This window comes from Actinomyces oricola (assembly GCF_004104015.1).
Classification (GTDB): Bacteria; Actinomycetota; Actinomycetes; order Actinomycetales; family Actinomycetaceae; genus Actinomyces; species Actinomyces oricola.
The window spans coordinates 1-17687 of the sequence record NZ_RYFV01000019.1 but is presented as its reverse complement, the minus strand read 5'-3'; the positions used below and the strand labels follow the sequence as shown (position 1 = coordinate 17687).

General features: G+C 66.9%; 15 protein-coding genes and 1 pseudogene. 10 read left to right on the top strand and 6 right to left on the bottom strand.

The features are described from left to right. Positions 1-79: 79 nt before the first annotated feature. A complete protein-coding gene (locus tag EUC46_RS08425; RefSeq protein ID WP_128773728.1) occupies positions 80-1951 on the bottom strand; it encodes an alpha-glucosidase in 1872 nt (623 codons plus the stop codon). A gap of 59 nt (positions 1952-2010) precedes the next feature. Between EUC46_RS08425 and EUC46_RS12540 the strand changes: the two genes are divergently transcribed. Both EUC46_RS12540 and EUC46_RS08420 read left to right on the top strand, forming a co-directional pair. Next, entirely contained in the window at positions 2011-2184 is a 174-nt protein-coding gene (locus EUC46_RS12540; RefSeq protein WP_164918794.1) for a hypothetical protein, read from the top strand. 5 nt (positions 2185-2189) lie between these two features. Further along, positions 2190-4709: a TIM-barrel domain-containing protein gene (locus EUC46_RS08420; protein WP_128773727.1), complete on the top strand. Its 2520-nt coding sequence runs from the start codon at positions 2190-2192 to the stop codon at positions 4707-4709. 121 nt (positions 4710-4830) lie between these two features. Here EUC46_RS08420 and EUC46_RS08415 read toward each other — a convergent pair whose 3' ends face one another. Further along, positions 4831-5070 (bottom strand): hypothetical protein, encoded by a 240-nt coding sequence (locus EUC46_RS08415; protein ID WP_128773726.1) that lies wholly within the window; start codon positions 5068-5070, stop codon positions 4831-4833. Positions 5071-5238: 168 nt separating this feature from the next. Here EUC46_RS08415 and EUC46_RS08410 point away from each other — a divergent pair, with 168 nt between their 5' ends. The 5 genes from EUC46_RS08410 to EUC46_RS08390 all read left to right on the top strand — a co-directional run bounded on the left by EUC46_RS08410 (position 5239) and on the right by EUC46_RS08390 (position 10808). After that, positions 5239-6927, top strand: a complete 1689-nt coding sequence (locus tag EUC46_RS08410; protein ID WP_128773725.1) for a cytochrome c biogenesis protein CcdA — start codon at positions 5239-5241, stop codon at positions 6925-6927. Between the two features lie 79 nt (positions 6928-7006). Further along, positions 7007-7585, top strand: a complete 579-nt coding sequence (locus tag EUC46_RS08405; protein WP_164918793.1) for a sigma-70 family RNA polymerase sigma factor — start codon at positions 7007-7009, stop codon at positions 7583-7585. After that, the gene (locus EUC46_RS08400) at positions 7582-8367 is read left to right on the top strand and encodes an anti-sigma factor (protein ID WP_128773724.1); all 786 of its coding nucleotides are present in this window, start codon (positions 7582-7584) and stop codon (positions 8365-8367) included. Before EUC46_RS08405 ends, EUC46_RS08400 begins: the two co-directional genes overlap by 4 nt. A 222-nt stretch (positions 8368-8589) precedes the next feature. Next, complete coding sequence (locus tag EUC46_RS08395; protein ID WP_128773723.1) at positions 8590-10116, top strand: OmpA family protein; 1527 nt, start codon at positions 8590-8592, stop codon at positions 10114-10116. Positions 10117-10166: 50 nt separating this feature from the next. Beyond that, the gene (locus EUC46_RS08390) at positions 10167-10808 is read left to right on the top strand and encodes a sugar O-acetyltransferase (RefSeq protein WP_128773722.1); all 642 of its coding nucleotides are present in this window, start codon (positions 10167-10169) and stop codon (positions 10806-10808) included. Positions 10809-10885: 77 nt separating this feature from the next. Here EUC46_RS08390 and EUC46_RS08385 read toward each other — a convergent pair whose 3' ends face one another. From EUC46_RS08385 to EUC46_RS08370, 4 genes are all read right to left on the bottom strand, one after another. Next, positions 10886-11812: a CPBP family intramembrane glutamic endopeptidase gene (locus tag EUC46_RS08385; protein WP_128773721.1), complete on the bottom strand. Its 927-nt coding sequence runs from the start codon at positions 11810-11812 to the stop codon at positions 10886-10888. Positions 11813-11980: 168 nt separating this feature from the next. Then, a complete protein-coding gene (locus tag EUC46_RS08380) occupies positions 11981-14872 on the bottom strand; it encodes a UvrD-helicase domain-containing protein (protein WP_128773720.1) in 2892 nt (963 codons plus the stop codon). A gap of 131 nt (positions 14873-15003) precedes the next feature. Next, the gene (locus EUC46_RS08375) at positions 15004-15645 is read right to left on the bottom strand and encodes a TetR/AcrR family transcriptional regulator (protein ID WP_128773719.1); all 642 of its coding nucleotides are present in this window, start codon (positions 15643-15645) and stop codon (positions 15004-15006) included. 54 nt (positions 15646-15699) lie between these two features. Next, positions 15700-15897, bottom strand: a complete 198-nt coding sequence (locus tag EUC46_RS08370) for a hypothetical protein (protein WP_128773718.1) — start codon at positions 15895-15897, stop codon at positions 15700-15702. A 274-nt stretch (positions 15898-16171) separates the two neighbouring features. Between EUC46_RS08370 and EUC46_RS08365 the strand changes: the two are divergent. From EUC46_RS08365 to EUC46_RS08355, 3 genes and pseudogenes are all read left to right on the top strand, one after another. Next, a pseudogene (locus tag EUC46_RS08365) lies at positions 16172-16588 on the top strand (AfsA-related hotdog domain-containing protein); the annotation flags it as partial. 1 nt (position 16589) lies between these two features. Then, positions 16590-17252, top strand: a complete 663-nt coding sequence (locus tag EUC46_RS08360; RefSeq protein WP_128773716.1) for an HAD family hydrolase — start codon at positions 16590-16592, stop codon at positions 17250-17252. A 55-nt stretch (positions 17253-17307) separates the two neighbouring features. Then, positions 17308-17565, top strand: coding sequence for a hypothetical protein (locus EUC46_RS08355; RefSeq protein WP_128773715.1), 258 nt, complete (start codon positions 17308-17310; stop codon positions 17563-17565). The last annotated feature ends 122 nt before the right edge of the window (positions 17566-17687 follow it).

Sequence of the window (17687 nt, the reverse complement as noted above, 5' to 3'; positions counted from 1 at the left end):
CCCGGACAGGAGGGCGCCCTTTTTTACTCAAGTTCCACTTAGGTTCCACTCAGGTTCTACTCGGGCTCTGCCCGCCGCCTCAGCCCCGGCGGCGCAGAATGAGCGAGTCCCAGCCCGGCAGCGTCCCTGGCGCACCGGTGTGCCCCGAGCCGGGCTGAACGGTTGGGTCGCTGGCGCGCAGTAGCTGCTCGGCGCCGACCCACTGCTCCGCCTCCAGGCCCTCGGCTGCCAGCGCCTCCCACAGGCCGCCGGCCCCGTTGAGCACCAGGTCCTCGCGCGAGCACGCGGCCAGCAGCAGCACCTGCGCCCGCCCACCGCTGGCGTCCACAAGCTCGCGCAGGATTACCCAGGCACTGGGGTGGTCGGCCGCCAGCAGGCGGAAGGTCCCCAGGGCCACTGTCTCATCCTGGTGGCGCAGGGCAATGAGGCTGCGGTAGTGCTCGAAAACGCTTCCCGCCACATCCACTTGAGAGGCGGCATTGATCTGCCGATGGTTGGGCGCCAGGTCGATCCAGGGCTCACCGGTCGTGAACCCGGCCTGCGGCGAGTCGTCCCACTGGACAGGGGTGCGGGCGTTGTCACGGGAGTTGACGGCCATGGCGGCCACCAGGGTCCGCGGGTCGGCCCCGGCGCAGACCTGCTCGCGGAAGTGGTTGATGGACTCCAGGTCCCGGTAGTCCTCAATGGAGGTGAAGACGGTGTTGGTCTGCCCCAGCTCCTCGCCCTGGTAGACGTAGGGGGTGCCCCGATGCAGGTGGAGGACGGAGGCCAGGGTCTTGGCGCTCACCTCTCGCCAGGCGGGGTCGTCGTCCCCGAAGCGGGAGACAGCACGGGGCTGGTCGTGGTTGTCCCAGTAGCAGGAGTTCCAGCCCACCTCAGTGAAGTCGGCGGTGGGGGCCAGGGCCGCCTGCCAGGACGCCAGGTTCTGCTTAAGGGCCACCATGTCCACCGGCCGGGGGTCGAACTTCCCGCCAGGGCCGTCGGCCAGGCCCACGTGCTCGAACTGGAAGACCATGTCGAGTTCTGCGCGCGCCGGGTCGGTGTAGCGGGATGCCTCGGCCAGGGTCACCCCGGGCGTCTCCCCCACGGTCAGGATGTGCCCGGGGCGAGACGCGAAGACCTCACGGTTCATCTCGGCCAGGAACTCGTGGACGCGCGGGCCATTGGCCACGGCCTCGAAGCAGCTGCCGTAGCGGGCGCCAGGGCTCCGGGGCCCGTCAACCAGGGGGTAGGTCTTAGAGATGAGGTTAATGACGTCCATGCGGAAGCCGTCCACGCCCCGGTCCAGCCACCAGCGCATCATCGAGTAGACGACGTCGCGGACGGCCTTGTTCTCCCAGTTGAGGTCGGGCTGCTTGACGCTGAACAGGTGAAGGTAGAACTCCCCTCTTTCCTCGTCCCAGGTCCAGGCCGGGCCGGAGAAGACCGAGCCCCAGTTGGTGGGCTCGGTGCCCGGCCGGCCGGGGGCCAGCCCGGGAACGTGACGGGCGGGGCGCCAGATGTACCAGTCGGCGTAGGGGTTGACGTCACCATCGGGCAGCACCGGGCCCTGGCGACTGGCACGGAACCAGGCGTGCTCGTCACTGGTGTGGTTGACCACCAGATCCATGACCAGGCGCATGCCGCGCTCGTGCAGGCCGGCGATGAGCGCCTCCAGGTCGGCCAGGGAGCCGAAGAGCGGGTCAATGCCCTGGTAGTCGGAGATGTCGTAGCCGTTGTCGTCCTGCGGGGAACGGTAGACGGGGCTGAGCCACACCACGTCGACGCCCAGGGCGTCCAGATAATCCAGGCGAGCGGTAATACCGGGGATGTCGCCAATGCCATCGCCGTCGGAGTCCTGGAAGGACCGGGGGTAGACCTGGTAGACCACCGCCCGGCGCCACCAGTTCGGTTCAGTGCCCGTGTGCCGGGGCGAGGGCGTGAGGGGCGGGACAATGGTGCGGCGGCTCATCGCTTCTCCTCATGGCGTGTGGTCCAAGGCGGGTGGGGCCGCGAACGAGCTGGTAGGCGGTGGGAGCGCCGCGGCCCGCGGTCGGGGTCCTCCAGGGAGGATACGACTCCTCCCGGCACAAGCGGGTTCTGACCGTGGGCGGGGCGCGGCCCGCCGGCCTGGTGCCCGTGGCCCATCTGGTCCTCCAGAACCGCTTGAGCGCGGGCGCCGCCTCGACCACAGTGACAGGCTGACTGCCATGACCTCACCACTGTCCAACGCCCCCGACCGGCCCCGCCCCGCCCCCGCCCGCCCCGAGGCGATCGTGGAGGGGCCCGGCTATCGCTTCACGGTGCTCACCAGCCGGCTCATTCGCATGGAGCATGTGGCCGACCCCGCCACTGCCTTCACCGACGCCGCCACCCAGTTGGTCCTCAACCGCGATCTGGGGCCCGTCCCCGACTTCCAGGTGCGCCGTAGCGGAGTGTCCGGGGAGGAAGTCCTGGAGATCCTCACCGACCACCTCCACCTGCGCTACCGGCCTTCGCGCGGGTTCTCCCGCTCCGGGTTGAGCGTGACCGTGCGCAGCAAAGTCCTCCATGTCTACGGCGGCACCTGGCACTTCGGGGACGCATGGGACCCCCAGGAGCCCTATCCGACGAACTTGGGCGGCACCGCCCGCACCCTGGATGCGACCGATGGCGCCGTCGTCCTGTCCCCCGGGCTGCTGTCCATGAGCGGCTGGGCGGTCCTGGATGACTCCGCCTCCCTGCTGCTTCAGGCCGACCAGTGGGTGCGCCCCCGCCCCTCGGCCAGCCCCGTGGACGGGACCACGCCCGACCAGGACCTCTACCTCTTCGGATACGGCCAGGACTACCTTGCCGCACTGCGGGACTTCTTCCGCCTAACCGGCCCCACCCCGCTCATTGACCGCGCGCTGCTGGGCAACTGGTGGAGCCGGTACCACCCCTACTCCGAGGCCGAGTACCTGGCCCTTATGGACCGTTTCGCCGCCGAAGGCCTGCCCGTGTCCGTGGCCGTAGTGGACATGGACTGGCACGAGGTGGACATTGATCCGAGTATTGGCAACGGCTGGACCGGCTACACCTGGAACCGGGACCTGTTCCCCGACCCGCAGCGATTCCTGGCCGCCCTGCACGAGCGCGGCATGCTGGTCACCCTCAACCTTCACCCCGCCGCAGGCGTCCGCCGCCACGAGGAGGCCTATGCGCCCATGGCCCGCCAGCTCGGCCTGGATCCCGCCGGTGGCGCCGCCATCCCCTTCAACATTGGCGACAAAGAAGTCACCGCCGCCTACCTCGCCCACGCCCACCACCCCCGGGAGGAGGAGGGCGTGGACTTCTGGTGGCTGGACTGGCAGCAGGGCGGGGTGACCGACGTTCCGGGCCTGGACCCGCTGTGGATGCTCAACCACGTCCACTACCTCGACTCCGGTCGCGAGCGCATCACCGGCTCGGGCACTGCGCGTCGTCGTCCCGCTATCCTCTCGCGCTTCGCCGATGCCTCCAGCCACCGCACCCCGGTGGGCTTCTCGGGTGACACGCACGCCACCTGGGACTCGCTGGCCTTCCAGCCGGTATTCACTGCCACGGCCGCCAATATCGGCTACTACTGGTGGTCTCACGACATTGGCGGGCACATGCTGGGCAGTGCGGATCCGGCCCGCTCGGCCCGCTGGGCGCAGTTGGGCTGCTTCTCCCCCATTAATCGTCTCCACTCGAGCAGTTCGGCGTTCAGTTCCAAGGAACCGTGGCGCTACCCTCGGGATGCGCGCGCCACCATGGAGGCTTACCTGCGGCTGCGCCACCGTCTGGTGCCCAGCCTCTACACGTGGGCGCGCCGCGCCCACAGTGAGGGCGTGGGCATGGTCCGTCCGCTCTACCACGACCACCCCCTCCAGGTGGGCGCCTATGAGCACTTGAGCACCTTCCTCTTCGGGGACCTCGTGGTGGTTCCCATGGTCCACCGACTGGACGCCGTTACCGGCCTGGGCCGCGAAGACGCGTGGCTGCCCCCTGGGGTGTGGTGGGACCTGCCTACTGGGCGGCGCTATGAGGCCCAGTCGCCCGCGGGGCGCGCCCTGACCTTCTTCCGCCCGCTGGAGCGGGTGCCGGTGTTGGCGCGCGCCGGCACTGTCCTGCCGCTGGCCGGGAATCTATCGGAGGCGGCCGGAAGCAACCCGCACCACCTCAGTGTCCTGGTGGTGCCCGGCGCCGACGGCGAGTTCGTTCTGGAGGAGGATGACGCCTCCGCCGACCCTGGGCCGGGCTCCGTGGTCAGCACGCGACTGACCACCACCTGGTCGGCCTGCGGCGTGAGTCTGCATATTCTCCAGCGGGACGCCGACTCCGTCGCCCCGCAGCGCCGTCGCCTCACCATCGAGTTCCTGGGGGTCCGGGCGGCCGAGGGGCAGGTGCGGGTGAGCCTGGACGGCCGCCCTTGTGGAGCCCGGGCGGTGCGTCCTCGCGCCGCCGACGGTTTCACCCTCGGGCCGGGTCTAAGCGTCGAGGTCGGCCAGGTGGAGGAGGCCGCCCTGCGCGCGGGCCTGACTGTGGAGGTCAGCGGCGTCCTGGAGCGCGGCGCCGACCTGCGCGGGGAGGTCTTCGAACTCCTGGATGCCGCGCAGATTGACTACGCGGTCAAGGACATGGCCTGGGCGGCCGTAGAAGCTGGGCTGAAGGGTGTTGAACTCCTGGGTGCGCTGCGGGCGGCTGGAGTCCCTGAGGGGCTGCTGGGGGCGGTTGCGGAGGTCGCCTGACGCCCGGACCGCGCCCACCGCTAAGCCTTCTTGAGGCTGTTATACGTGTTGTTCCCCGCCGCGGCCGTGGCGGGGAACAACACGTATGAGGGCGGGGCGCGGCCATTGGCCGGTGCCCCCCTTACTTCTCGGTGTCACTCATCTTGTCGTGGTCATCCATCTTGTCGCCGTCGCTCATCTTGTTGTCGTCGCTCATCTTGTCGCCGTCTGACATCTTGTTGTCGTCGCTCATGGAGTCACTGGTCTGGCTCTGGCTGGCCGGGTCCTTCGTCTCGGCAGTGCTGTCGTTGCCGCAGGCGGCCAGGCCCACGGCGGCGGTGGCGACGAGGGCGGACACGACGGCGATCTTGCGGATGCGCATGAGGAGTCTCCTTAGGAGTTGGGTTTCAGGCACCACATCGGCGCCTCTCACTGACCTGTTCGGAGCCCTCCACCCGACGGATTGGAGAATCTGGATCAGTTTTCTCCAATCCATAGGTCCCTCTGTTCCGAACTGTGTGCGACAGACCCTCGTCGACTAGGAGCACACATGACCAGCCTTGTCCTCATCGGCCTCCTCGGAGGCCTTATCACGGGCATCTCCCCGTGCATCCTGCCGGTTCTGCCGGTCATCTTCTTCTCCGGCGGCGCACAGGGCGCCAGGCCCGGCTCCGAGCAAGCCGTCCCCTCCCGCTGGCGGCCCTATCTTGTGGTCGCCGGCCTGGTCACCAGCTTCACGGTCTTCACGCTCCTGGGATCGACCCTCCTCAACCTTCTGCACCTGCCGCAGGACATCATCCGCTGGGCCGGGATTGTGCTGCTCGCCCTCATTGGCGTGGGCATGATCATCCCGCGAGTCATGGAGGTTATGGAGCGCCCCTTCGCCCGTTTCCAGAAGGCGGGCTCACACAGGCCCGGCAACGGCCTGGTCCTGGGCCTGGTCCTGGGCGCTGCCTATGTGCCCTGCGCCGGCCCTGTGCTGGCAGCCGTCTCCGTGGCCGGGTCCACCGGGCGGATCGGAGCTGACACCGTCACCCTGGCTGTCTCCTTCGGTCTGGGCACGGCCGTGCCCCTGCTCGCCTTCGCCCTGGCGGGGCGGGGCATCACCCAGCGCCTCAAGGCCTTCCGCACCCGCCAGCGCGGCGTGCGCATAACCGCCGGCGCCCTCATGATCGCCCTGTCCGTGGGGCTGGTCTTCGATCTGCCCGCCGTCCTCCAGCGCGCCCTGCCCGACTACACCGCCTCCTTGCAGGCGGGCACGGACCAGGCGCTGCGCGGCTCCAGCGGTGCGGGCACGAATGGGGCCTGCCTGGACGGGGCGACCGAGTTGGCCGACTGTGGTCCTCTACCGGACGTCACGGGGATCGTGGCCTGGCTCAATACCCCCGGCGAGCAGCCCTTGAGCCAGGCCGACCTGGCCGGCAAGGTCCGGCTCATCGACTTCTGGGCCTACTCCTGCATTAACTGCCAGCGTTCCATCCCCGGCATCCAAGCGCTCCACGACACCTACGCGGACTCGGGCCTACAGGTCATCGGGGTCCACTCCCCGGAGTACGCCTTCGAAAAGGAGGTCGACAATGTGCGCGGTGGGGCTGACAGGCTCGGCATCACCTACCCCGTGGCCGTGGACTCCAACCTGGCCACATGGCAGAGCTTCGACAACCACTACTGGCCCGCCCACTACCTGGCCGACACCAATGGCCGGCTTCGGCAGGTGTCCTTCGGGGAGGGCGGGGAGGCCACCACTGAGAGACTTGTCCGCGAACTGCTGGTCCAGGCCAACCCCGACGTGGTCCTGCCCGACCCGGTTTTCACCTCCGCCGACGACGCCCCCTCGGTGACCGGTCCGCGCACCCCAGAGACTTATCTGGGAGCGGCCCGGGCCCAGAATTTTGCGCCCGGGCCCTTGGAGGAGGGCCGGCAGGCCTTCACCTTCCCCTCCCCCCAGCCGATGGACACCTTCGCCCTGGACGGCACCTGGGAGGTAACCGCGGAGTCCATCTCCCCGGTGGGCCAGGACGGCCGGGTGCGCCTGTCCTTCCACGCGAAACAGGTCAACCTCGTGGTCTCCGGGGAGGGCGACCTCACCTACAGCGTCGACGGCGAGGCCGCCCGGACCACGCGCGTGTCCGGCGTGCCCAACGGCCTTGAGATCTTCAGTTCTGAAGAGACCACCGGTGGTGTTATTGACATCACCGCCAGCCCCGGGCTCCAGCTCTACTCCTTCACCTTCGGGTGAGGGCCAAGCCGTGTACTCCACCGGCGCCATTCAGGCGCCCTCCCGCCTGCGCCTGGTTCCGGCCCCGTACGATGCCCATGTGACAGCACAGGACACCGCTGCCGGGGCCGGGCCGGGCGCCCGGGAGGCCGAGCTCCTGGCCCAGGTCGCCGAGGGGGACGCCCAGGCCTTCGCCGCCCTCTACGACGCCTGGTCGGGCAGGCTCTTCGCCCTGGTCCTACAGATCCTCGTCGACCGAGCCCAGTCCGAGGAAGTGCTCCAGGAGGTCTTCCTGGAGGTGTGGCAGCGCGCCGCCACGTTCTCACCCGAGCGTGGCAGCGCGCGGGCCTGGCTGGTGACCATGACCCGCCGCCGCGCCATTGATAGAGTCCGCGCCAGCCAGGCGGCCCGGGACCGTGACCGCGCCTACCGCGGCAGCTATGAGCCGAACTACGACATGACCGTTCAGACCGCGGAGGACCGTCTGGAGGGCCGCCGGGTGCGCCGGGCCCTGGAGGCGATCGGTGAGCCCCACCGCTCCACCATTGAGTTGGCCTACTTCAGTGGCCTGACCCACTCCCAGATCGCCGAGCACTGCGGAGTGCCCCTGGGAACCGTGAAGACGAGAATACGAGATGGCATATCCAAGCTGCGCGCCCATCTGGAGGTGGAGAGATGACCGACCCGGAGAATCCAGGGAGCACTGGGCACAGCGCCATCCCCACCGATGCCGAGCTGGATGCCCTTCTTGAGAGCGAGACGGTCTCACGCCTGGGGGCCTGTCTGACGCCAGTGGACCCGCCACCGGCCCTGCGGGACGCCCTCTTGAAGCAGATCGCCACCACTGCCCAGGAGGGTCGACTGGGGCGCGCGTCAGGGCCCCCTGACCTCGTTGAGGTTGAGGCGGCCAACGAGCGCCAGAGCACCGTGGTGCCCTGGCGCCGGCGTCGCTGGCTGGCGGCCTCCCTGAGGGCGGCAGCGGCCCTGCTCCTGGTGGGGACCGGGGCGGTCCTGGGGCGTTGGAGTGCCATGGACTCCATGGCCCCCACCGAGCACTTCGCCCACCTCAACCAGGCCCAGGACGTCCAGCGGGTCTCGGACACCATGCCCGATGGGCATGTGGCGACACTGACCTGGTCCCAGGACATGGGGATGACGGCCCTGAGCCTGCCCGCCGAGATGTCCGCCGCCGCTGAGGGCTCCAGCCTCCAGGTATGGCTCCAGGACGGGGAAACGCTCACCTCGCTGGGCGTCTACGACCCCCAGTCCGGAACCACCTTCTCCTTCCTGACCATGATGCCTCAGGCGGGGCAGCAGATCCTCATCACCCTGGAGCCCCTGGGGGGCTCAAAGCAGCCGACAAGCACTCCCCTGGTGGTCCTCCAAGTCACCGGCGACAGCGCCCCGGCGGGCACCGGCACGGCGCCGCCATCGCCGTCGTCCCCGAAGACTCGGACCTAAGAGCAACTGCAGACGGCAGCGCCCTCCCGCCCGGTGCAAGGCCTGCGCCCCCCTACCGGGAGGGCCGGGGCCTTCAGCGGCACCCTTCCACCCGCGCGCCGAGCCCACGGCGCCCCGCGGTCAGGGCCGGCTCCCGATGGTGCCTTCACCCCATGGCTCCAGGTTTGTGACTCTTGCTACCGTCGAGGCATCTCGTCGACCATGTAGCGCTCTGGAGGAGTCATGCAACTCTCACGTCGCACTATCCTCACCGTCCCCGTCCTGGTAGCCCTGGGGGCCGTGGCCGCTTGCGAGGACCAGCCCCCGGTGACCGGCGCCTCACCGACCGCATCGCCCACGCCCGGCCAAACCGCTTCGACCACCATCACCAACATTGAGTTGACCCTTAATGTCGGGCCGCTCATTCGCGTCGACCAGACCACCACCGTCCTGCCCCTGCGCGTCACCGGGGACTCGACGGCCAGCGGGGCCGACAAGTTGCGTCCCGGACGCCTCCTGGTGGGGGACGCCGTCTCCGACCTGGCGAATTGCCGTCCCCTGCGGTTGATCGACACCGCCGGCGGCCGCCTGTGGTCCACGACCTCAACCCGCACCGAGTTCCCGACCCTCGCCGAGTCCGGCGAGCAGGACCTGCACGCCACTTTTGGTGCGGTCGACGTCGACACCGTCACCGTCTTCCTCTCGCGCACTGCTTTCGTGGAGGTGCCCGTGGTCAACGAGGCCCCCGACATTGACATTGACCTGACGGCGGTGGTCGAGGACTCCGCCCCGAATACGGCCCTGGCCGAACCCGTCGTCCTGGAGCGTTACACCGAGGCGATTGACGGCTCCTCCTCGAGCCTGACCACCGAGGAGTCCACAACAGTGGATGTGGCCAGTGATGTCACCTTCGATGTTGACTCCGCCGAGTTGAACGCCGGGGCGGAAACGGCCCTGACCGGGATCAGCCAGACCATTTCCCAGTACGAGGGCGGCTCGCTGTCCATTACCGGGCACACCGACGACATCGCCGACGACGCCTACAACCAGGACCTCTCCCAGCGCCGCGCTCAAGCCGTTGCCGACCGCCTGGGGGCCCTGGCGGACCTGAGCGCCTGGGAGGTGACAGTCTCGGGCAAGGGCGAATCCGAGCCCCGAGTCCCCAACGACTCCGACGAGGCCCGTCAGGTCAACCGTCGTGTGGAGATCGTTATCACCCCCACCGGGGGCACCAACGGTGAGATCGGCCGCTCGGGCTCCCAGGCGGCGCTGCCCGACTCCACCGGCCCCACGGCCACGGGCGCCACGGGAGTCACCGTGGACGCCCCGCAGACCGGACTCGGCCAGATCCAGGTGAGCCTGGCCGAGGTGAAACGGCGCGGCACACTCCTGCTGGGCGAGCTCACAGTCACCGGCGGCACGGGCGGATCCTTCACCCCCCTGGGCACCGGCTGGCTGGACGATCCGGGGTCGGTGCTGGCCAACGCCCGCGGAGAACTGGGCGGGGCAACAACCGTCTTCGCCGCCAACGGGTTGACCCTCTTGGCCGGCTCGGACCGCGTCTTCCCCGTCGACTACCTTCTCCCGGGGACCAGCGCGCACCGCGCCCTGACCGAGCTGGAGCTCATTGAGCCACTGTCCCAGGATGAGAAGGCCACGGTGCTCGTCGTCTGGCCGGATACCGGTGAGACCACACTCATCCTGGACCACGACGCCGGAGGCCTGCTGTCCTACCCCTTCCGGCTCACCGACATTCCTGTGGTGACCTAGAACTGAGCAGGCCGGGCCAACTCGGTGTCGGCGGCCGGTAGGGTCCTGGCATGAGCGAGACCGCGACAAGCACCCCCTTCCCCCTGGCCGCCCCTTTCTTCGAAGGCGATGAGCGGTCCAACCGCGAACGCATGCTCGCCGGCGACTGGTACGTGGCCGACGACCCGGACAACAAGCGGATTGCCGCGCACGCCCGCAAAACCCTCCACCGATTCGAGGCCGCCTTCGCCGACGGCGAGGAGGACTGTTGGGACCTGCTGCGCTCAGCCATCCCCGGCCTGGGCCAGGGGGCCCGGCTGCTGCCGCCGGTGCGCGTGGACTACGGGGACAACATCACCGTAGGTGAGGGGACCTTCGCCAACTACGGCCTGGTGGCCCTGGATGTGGCACCGATCCGTATTGGCGCGCACTGCCAGATCGGGCCCAACGTCCAGTTGCTCACGCCGGTCCACCCCTTGGAGCCCACTGCCCGGCAGGCCGGGCTGGAGTCGGCCGACCCCATCACCATTGGCGACAATGTGTGGCTGGGCGGGGGCGTCGTGGTCTGCCCGGGCGTGACCATTGGGGACAACTGCGTGGTGGGCGCCGGCTCCGTGGTCACCAAAGACCTGCCCGCGAGTTGTCTGGCGGTGGGCAACCCGGCGCGAGTGCTGCGCGCCCTCGACGATTCGACCTTCAGCCCACGTCACTGAGCCCACCCGGGCCGCCCTGGGCCACTATTGACCGGGGCGGCCCAGGAGGCGCTTACGGGCCCGCCAACGTCGGGGGGTCACTTGTCCTGCTGGTCCTGCGCGCCGCTGTCCTGCTGGTCCTGCGCGCGGCGTCGCCAACTGGGGGCCACGATCATGCCGCGGTGATGGGCCAGGAGGAGCATGACCAGGCCCGCCGTCATGCACACGACAATGGCGACAATAGATGCCTCAATGCCCATGTCACCGCCGGTGATGAGATCGGGGCCTGAGAACGAGGCCTCGAACAGGCCACGGCCGGTGCCCGCACCGGAGATATCGGAACCGAAAATGCCTCCCTGGACGAAGTTCCAGGCAATGTGCAGGCCAATGGCCAGCCACAGGCGGCGGGTGAGCATGAAACACGCGCCCATGAGGATCCCCGCCTCCAGGGCGATGGCGATCGCCCCGAAGAGGCTCGCCTCAGAGTTGAGCAGGTGCGGGAGGCCGAAAACAGCGGAAGTGATGCCCAAGGCCCACCAGGAACCCAGCCAGGCCTCCAGGAGTCGCAGAATAACCCCCCGGAAGAGGATCTCCTCGGCGAAGCCCGCCATAATTCCAACACCCAGGCCCACGAGGATGCCCCCATTCCAGCCGACCTGCACGATCCGGTAGGCGCCCACAATGGCTAAAACGGCGAAGACCAGGGCGATGAGCGCGGCCCCCAGGGCCAGGCCGACCCCGAGCTCCTTGAGAATGCCCGGTCCGCCCATCTCGGCAACAGGGCGCTGACGCAGCAGGCGCATGAGAATCCAGTAGCCGGCCACGGCAACAACCGCTGACGCGATCGCCCCGGGAAGGAAGACAGCCGGGTTGTTGAAAAGGTCCTTAGAAGACGTACTCAACGCCTTCGCAGGGTCCAGACCGCCTCCCAGCATGCCGAGCACAATAGCGACTACGCCGATGGTTGTCTGGGCGCACAGGAAGACGCCAACACCGACGATCAACTGCAGGCCCCACACACGCATGGATCCTGGTGCCGGCCAGGCGCCCGCGGGGGGCCTGGGGACGAACCGATCGAGGGCATGCAATGGAGTCGAGGAGTTCACAGTCACAGGAAGATACCGCACCCGGCGGCCGGAGGAGCATCCTTGCACGGCCGAAGTCGACCGGGCCGCACCCGCCCGCCGCGGCCGTCAGACCTTGGCAATGGGGGCCAGTCGCAGCATGAGGCGCTTAATGGTGGGGGCGCCGGCCACTGTGAACTGGACGTGGGCGACCGTGGACCGCCCGGAGCCCTCCAGGGCGGTCACAGTCCCCACCCCGTAGGTGTCGTGGCGGACCTGGTCGCCGGCTTTCAGTCCGGCGACCGCCGCGGGAAGCGCCTCCTCCTCGGTGCCGGCGCCCCCTCCGAGCCGGGTGGGCGCGCCGCGCTTGAGCCTGCGCTCACCGGCCCGCCTAGCGGCGCGGTCCTTGGCGGTCTCGACGCGTGAAAGCCTGCCGCGGCGGGGGGCGCCTGAGCCAATGGCAGGAGCGAAGTCGTCACTATCGGAATTATCGGAATTGTTGGAGGTCGAGTACCGGCGCCGGCCGTCCCCGTGACCATGGCGGCGCCTCGCATCGAAGCCCCCCTCACCCCAGGTCGACCCCCAGCCGGTGCCTCCGCCGCGCAGGGCGTCCATGGAGGAGGCCAGTCGCTTCCACTCCATGGCCGAGGCGGGGATATCGTCCAGGAACCGGGAGGCGGGCATGGCGTTGGCCGCGCCCCAGGCGCTGCGCACGGCGGCGCGTGTCACGTAGAGGCGCTGTCGGGCGCGGGTGAGGGCCACGTAGGCCAGACGGCGCTCCTCGGCGAGCTCGGTGTCCTCGGTCAGAGTCCGCACGTGCGGGAAGGTGCCGTCCTCCATGCCGGTGACGAAGACGACCGGGAATTCCAGGCCTTTGGCGGTGTGGACGGTCATGAGGGTGACCTGGCCCTGGTCTTGGCGCACAGCCTCGTCCTCGGCGCTCAGGTCTGGAGCCGGCGGCAGCTGGTCGGAGTCGGCCACCAGGCTGACGCGCTCCAGGAAGTCCGCCAGGGTCCCCTCGGGGTTGGCGGCCTGGAAGTCGGCGGCCACGGAGTGCAGTTCGGCGAGGTTCTCCACGCGGGTGGCGTCCTGGGGGTCGTCGGAGGCGCGCAACTCGGCGAGGTAGCCCGAGGCGTCCAGGGCGGCGTCGAGGATGTCGGCCACGCCGTCGCCGGCCGACAGCATGTCGCGCAGTGTGGAGAGCAGCTCATGAAAACCAGTGACCTGGTTGCGGGCGCGGGTGGCCAGGCCCTCCACGGGCGGCGGTTCAATGCCGGGGGTGTCGAGGTCGCCGTCGGCGGCCGGGCGCAGGGCGCCCGCGGCGTCAGCGATGGCCTGCCCGAAGGAGACCGCGTGCCGGGCGGCGTGCTCGGCGAGCGTGGCCTCGGCCTTGTTCCCCAGGCCGCGCTTGGGCACGTTGAGAATGCGGCGCAGGTTGACGTCGTCGTCGGGGTTGTCCACGGCCCGCAGGTAGGCAATGGCGTCCTTGACTTCACGCCGCTCATAGAAGCGGGTGCCGCCGACAACCTTGTAGGGCTGGCCCGAGCGGATGAAGGCCTCCTCCAGGGCCCGGGACTGGGCGTTGGTGCGGTAGAAGATGGCCACGTCGGCGGGGCGCAGGCCATGTTCGTCGGTGAGGCGGTCGATCTCGGCGCTAATCCAGCGGGCCTCGTCGTGCTCAGAGTCGGCCACGTAACCCACGACCTTGGCCCCGTCCCCGGAGTCGGTCCACAGATTCTTGGGACGGCGCCCGGTGTTGCGAGAGATAACGGCGTTGGCGGCGGTGAGGATGTTCTGGGTGGAGCGGTAGTTCTGCTCCAGCACGATGGTGCGCGCGGTGGGGTAGTCCTTCTCGAACTCCTCAATATTGCGGATGGTGGCGCCGCGGAAAGCGTAGATGGACTGGTCGGAGTCGCCGACGACAGTGAGCTCGCCCGGCGGCAGGGGGGTGCCGGCGCCGGAGGTGCCCGGGCCGCCGACGAGTTCGCGCACCAGCACGTACTGGGCGTGGTTGGTGTCCTGGTACTCGTCGACGAGTACGTGGCGGAAGCGCCTGCGGTACATCTCGGCCACGGCCGGCCGGGTCTGGAGCAGCGCGACCGTGCGCATAATGAGGTCGTCGAAGTCCAGGGCGTTGGCGGCGGCCAGACGGGCGGCGTAGGCGCGGTAAACCTCGACCAGGTGGCGGTCCAGCGGGTTGGAGGTGACGGCTCTTTCCGCGTACTGCGCGGGGGTGATGAGTTCGTTCTTCAGCTCGGAGATGCGGTGGGCGAAGGTCTTGGGTGTGAAGCGCTTGGGGTCAATGCCCAGCTCGCGCACAATGAGCGTGATCAGGCGGGTGGAGTCGGCGGCGTCGTAAATGGAGAAGGTGGAGCGCAGCCCGGCGGCGTCGTGCTCGCGGCGCAGGATGCGCACGCAGGCGGAGTGGAAAGTGGACACCCACATGCGCTCCCCCGCCGGGCCCACCAGGGCGGTCACCCGCTCGCGCATCTCGGCGGCGGCCTTATTGGTGAAGGTGATGGCCAGGATCTCACCGGGGCGGGCGCGGCCGGTGGCAATGAGGTGGGCGATGCGGTGGGTGAGCACGCGGGTCTTGCCCGAGCCGGCGCCGGCGATAATGAGCAGGGGGGAGCCGGCGTGAGTGACGGCCTGGGCCTGGGCGGGGTTGAGGCCGGTCAGGAGGTCAGCGGGATCAGCCACGGTTACGCCCCACATTGGTGCGCCGGGGCGGTGCGATGAAGCAGCGTCGGCCTCGCCGCTGCGGGCGGCCGCAGCGTTGGCTTGAGCACGGGCCACGAGGGCGGCGGTCTGCGCCTGGTGCTCCTCCCACGTGGGGGCAATGTCCTTGGCGTCATCAGGGGCGGGCGGGTCCTCTGGACCCCAGTCCTCCTCGGGCGCCTCAACATCGGCCCAGGAGTCGTCATCGGCGGGGGCGAGGGCGGGCAGGGCGGCCTCGGCCGGTGGCTGGGCGTCCGCGCCGGGCATGGGCAGGTTGCCGAAGAGGGAGTTCGTCGCGTTCATCGTGGGGCCAAGCCTAGACGGCCTAGACGAGGGGCGAGGCGCTCCTCCGATTCCGGATAGGCATTCCTTCCCAGGCAGGCTCTCCCCCAGGACATGACCAACCACTTCGCCAGCAGGCCTGACGCGCGACATCACGGCAAAATCTCATCCACCAGCGCAGCAGCGGCCCGGACGACAAAACTCCTGGTGGTCGCTGCCGGAGGCAAGGAACCCGGCTCAAGACCGTAGAGATGGCGCTGGAGTGGGCTCATAAGCACAGGCCACGCCGCAAGGCCGATGATCTGGAGCAGCAATGGGGCGACGACATCTTCCCCCAACCCAGGAAACGCCTCCGCCACACTTTTGACCTTATCGGCGTAATAGTTGTGTCTTTCCGCCTCGACCGGCAAAGCTCCATCCCGGAAGGCGAGCGCTTCCCACGCGAGCAATCGATTGAAGTCCACATTCTCTTGATGGAAGTCGAAAACTCGCCCCGCATACTCAATGAGCTCATCCCGCGACTGCGGCAGTGGAATCGCGTCAGCGAGACGACTAAAAGCATCCGCGAGTACCGCCTCGAAAAGCTGATTTTTATCGCCAAAATACGCATAAATCCGTTGCTTGTTGATATGTGCAGCTTCGGCAATCCTATCTACACGGGCCCCCGCGATACCGAATTCAGCGAACTCCGCTCGAGCTGCGCTCAAGATCCGTGCCTTCGTCTCGACCGCGCGGTCCATCCAAACATCTCCGATCGTCGTGCTTCCCATTGGCATTTCATCCCAGTCTGCCACACGCGGCCGTCCAACCCTTGACAGCGCACTCGTCGGAAGGTAGCCTTCGAGCCATCACCAACTTGTTGGTTGGCCATGTACAACGCCCTTAGTTGGGCGCACCGTGCCGACCCTCAGCAGGAGCGGCAGGACCACCAGCTGGACCCGCCAGACCCCAACACGCAACCGCATGAGAGAGGCAGACGCACCGTGACTCGCAACCAGGAAGCAGTTCTCGTCGTCGTAGGCGACCGGTTCGAGGGCATCACTCATCACACCTGTGCGCGGACGCTCGCCCAGGTTGTTCGGATGGCCCAAAGCGATCCTGAATGTATCCCGGACACCCTCATCCTCGGCCAAGGGATTCGGGGCTCCGATCTCCTCTCCCTCGACGCGGCACTGAACGAGAACCATCGACGGCCCCTCCCTAAGGCCAACTTCAGCCGAACGCAGATCACATCAAAAAGAGCAAGTCATAAACTACATTCCCAGAACGTACTAATCTCAAACCCGATAAAGACCGGGACTTTACACGACTCGAGCCGATCTCACGATCGACAATGACAATGAGCTGTTGCTCGACCACCAGACCGGCCTGCACGTGCAGGGCATGATTGCAATCGAAGCCTCCCGTCAAATGTTTCTCGTTTCGACCACGATTCTCCATCTTATCGACGATATCGAAGAACCATACTTCGTCATCCACGAAATCAGCACGAAATTTCAGTCATTCCTCTTTCCGTTGCCGGCCACTCTGACATTTGTCACCGATGAACCCGGACGCTCCCGAGCCGACTCCGTAGAGTTCAAAGCCGTAATTGAAATCCTGCAAAACGAAGTCACCGCCAGTCGGACCATCGTCACTTACAGTGTCTTCAAAGCAGACCGAATTCAAGAGATCGAAACCAAAAAGGCTAAGCAATCCATCGAACTTCTAGTATCCAAAAACAAAAGTGAAGCATAAAATGCAGAGACCACTCCTCGCCCTCTTTGACGTCGACGAAACCCTGATTCGCGTCAAAAGCATGTTTTCCCTCCTCGATAAGATTCTCCTCGCCCAAGGATGGTACGAACCAGATCGACAACATGCAGTCGAGCGCTTTCAGAGACTCGCCGACAGCGGGGAAAGCCGCGAGAAAGTGAACGCCGCGTATTATCGAGGGTTCGCAGGTTTCAGCCGGAAATGGGTTATGCAACAAGGCAGGGAGTGGTTCATCGAATCATCTGCGGAAGAAACCCTCTTTCACAATCCGGTCCTTGCAGAACTCGAAGAACTGCGAGACAGGGGAACCATCATTGCACTAGTGTCCGGTTCTTTCGAGGCATGCCTCGAGCCAATTGCCAATGCGGTGAGAGCCAATTATGTACTTGCATCACGCCCCGCAACCAACGGCGACATCTATACGGGTGAGCTTCAAACTCGAATGATCGGTCAAGCCAAAGGAAACGGCGCCGCAAACCTCATCGAAGATTTGAAACTTGACCCGAGCCTTACTCGGGCTTATGGCGACCATCCTAGTGACGCTGCACTCCTTCGAGCCGTCAACGAAGGAGTTGTGGTCGGAAGGAATCCCGAAATGCTTCGCCTTGCGTACCAGGAGGGCTGGCGAGTCCTACCGACAAACTAGGTCCCTCCCGTCACCTTATCGATCCACTCTTCTACGAGAATCATTAAGGAGTACGATGTCCGCCCCGATCATTCAACTGACCGAACTAGCCATTATCAAAAATCACCTCAAGACTGCACGAAACGCATGGCGAAAGTTGATTCCTGACAGTTCCAATACAGCACGACTTTATGAGCAGCTAGATAGTCCGACGCTTCTCGAATTGCGCGCCTATCCTACATGGCCAAATCTCTTTGACACGGCGCCTGAAAGGAGAGAACTCTGGGAAACTCTCTCGCAGTATGCTGAAGGAGACTTCCGTCGCGAACTATAGCCGAAATGAAACAAAATCGTATTCTGTGGTTTAGTAGTCTGGAAATCATGTGCCGCTCGCTGTAGAATACCTGCATGCAAGTGGATGTGACGCAGAAGGAACACGATGTTCTTCTGAGATGG

What these genes read in the sequence shown, in the direction of transcription:
- EUC46_RS08425 (WP_128773728.1), bottom strand. Translation starts at nt 1,951, where the DNA reads ATGAGCCGCCGCACCATTGTCCCGCCCCTCACGCCCTCGCCCCGGCAC.
- EUC46_RS08420 (WP_128773727.1), top strand. Translation starts at nt 2,190, where the DNA reads ATGACCTCACCACTGTCCAACGCCCCCGACCGGCCCCGCCCCGCCCCC.
- EUC46_RS08400 (WP_128773724.1), top strand. Translation starts at nt 7,582, where the DNA reads ATGACCGACCCGGAGAATCCAGGGAGCACTGGGCACAGCGCCATCCCC.
- EUC46_RS08415 (WP_128773726.1), bottom strand. Translation starts at nt 5,070, where the DNA reads ATGCGCATCCGCAAGATCGCCGTCGTGTCCGCCCTCGTCGCCACCGCC.
- EUC46_RS08355 (WP_128773715.1), top strand. Translation starts at nt 17,308, where the DNA reads ATGTCCGCCCCGATCATTCAACTGACCGAACTAGCCATTATCAAAAAT.
- EUC46_RS08385 (WP_128773721.1), bottom strand. Translation starts at nt 11,812, where the DNA reads ATGCGTGTGTGGGGCCTGCAGTTGATCGTCGGTGTTGGCGTCTTCCTG.
- EUC46_RS08410 (WP_128773725.1), top strand. Translation starts at nt 5,239, where the DNA reads ATGACCAGCCTTGTCCTCATCGGCCTCCTCGGAGGCCTTATCACGGGC.
- EUC46_RS08370 (WP_128773718.1), bottom strand. Translation starts at nt 15,897, where the DNA reads ATGAGTGATGCCCTCGAACCGGTCGCCTACGACGACGAGAACTGCTTC.
- EUC46_RS08395 (WP_128773723.1), top strand. Translation starts at nt 8,590, where the DNA reads ATGCAACTCTCACGTCGCACTATCCTCACCGTCCCCGTCCTGGTAGCC.
- EUC46_RS08360 (WP_128773716.1), top strand. Translation starts at nt 16,590, where the DNA reads ATGCAGAGACCACTCCTCGCCCTCTTTGACGTCGACGAAACCCTGATT.
- EUC46_RS08380 (WP_128773720.1), bottom strand. Translation starts at nt 14,872, where the DNA reads ATGAACGCGACGAACTCCCTCTTCGGCAACCTGCCCATGCCCGGCGCG.
- EUC46_RS08390 (WP_128773722.1), top strand. Translation starts at nt 10,167, where the DNA reads ATGAGCGAGACCGCGACAAGCACCCCCTTCCCCCTGGCCGCCCCTTTC.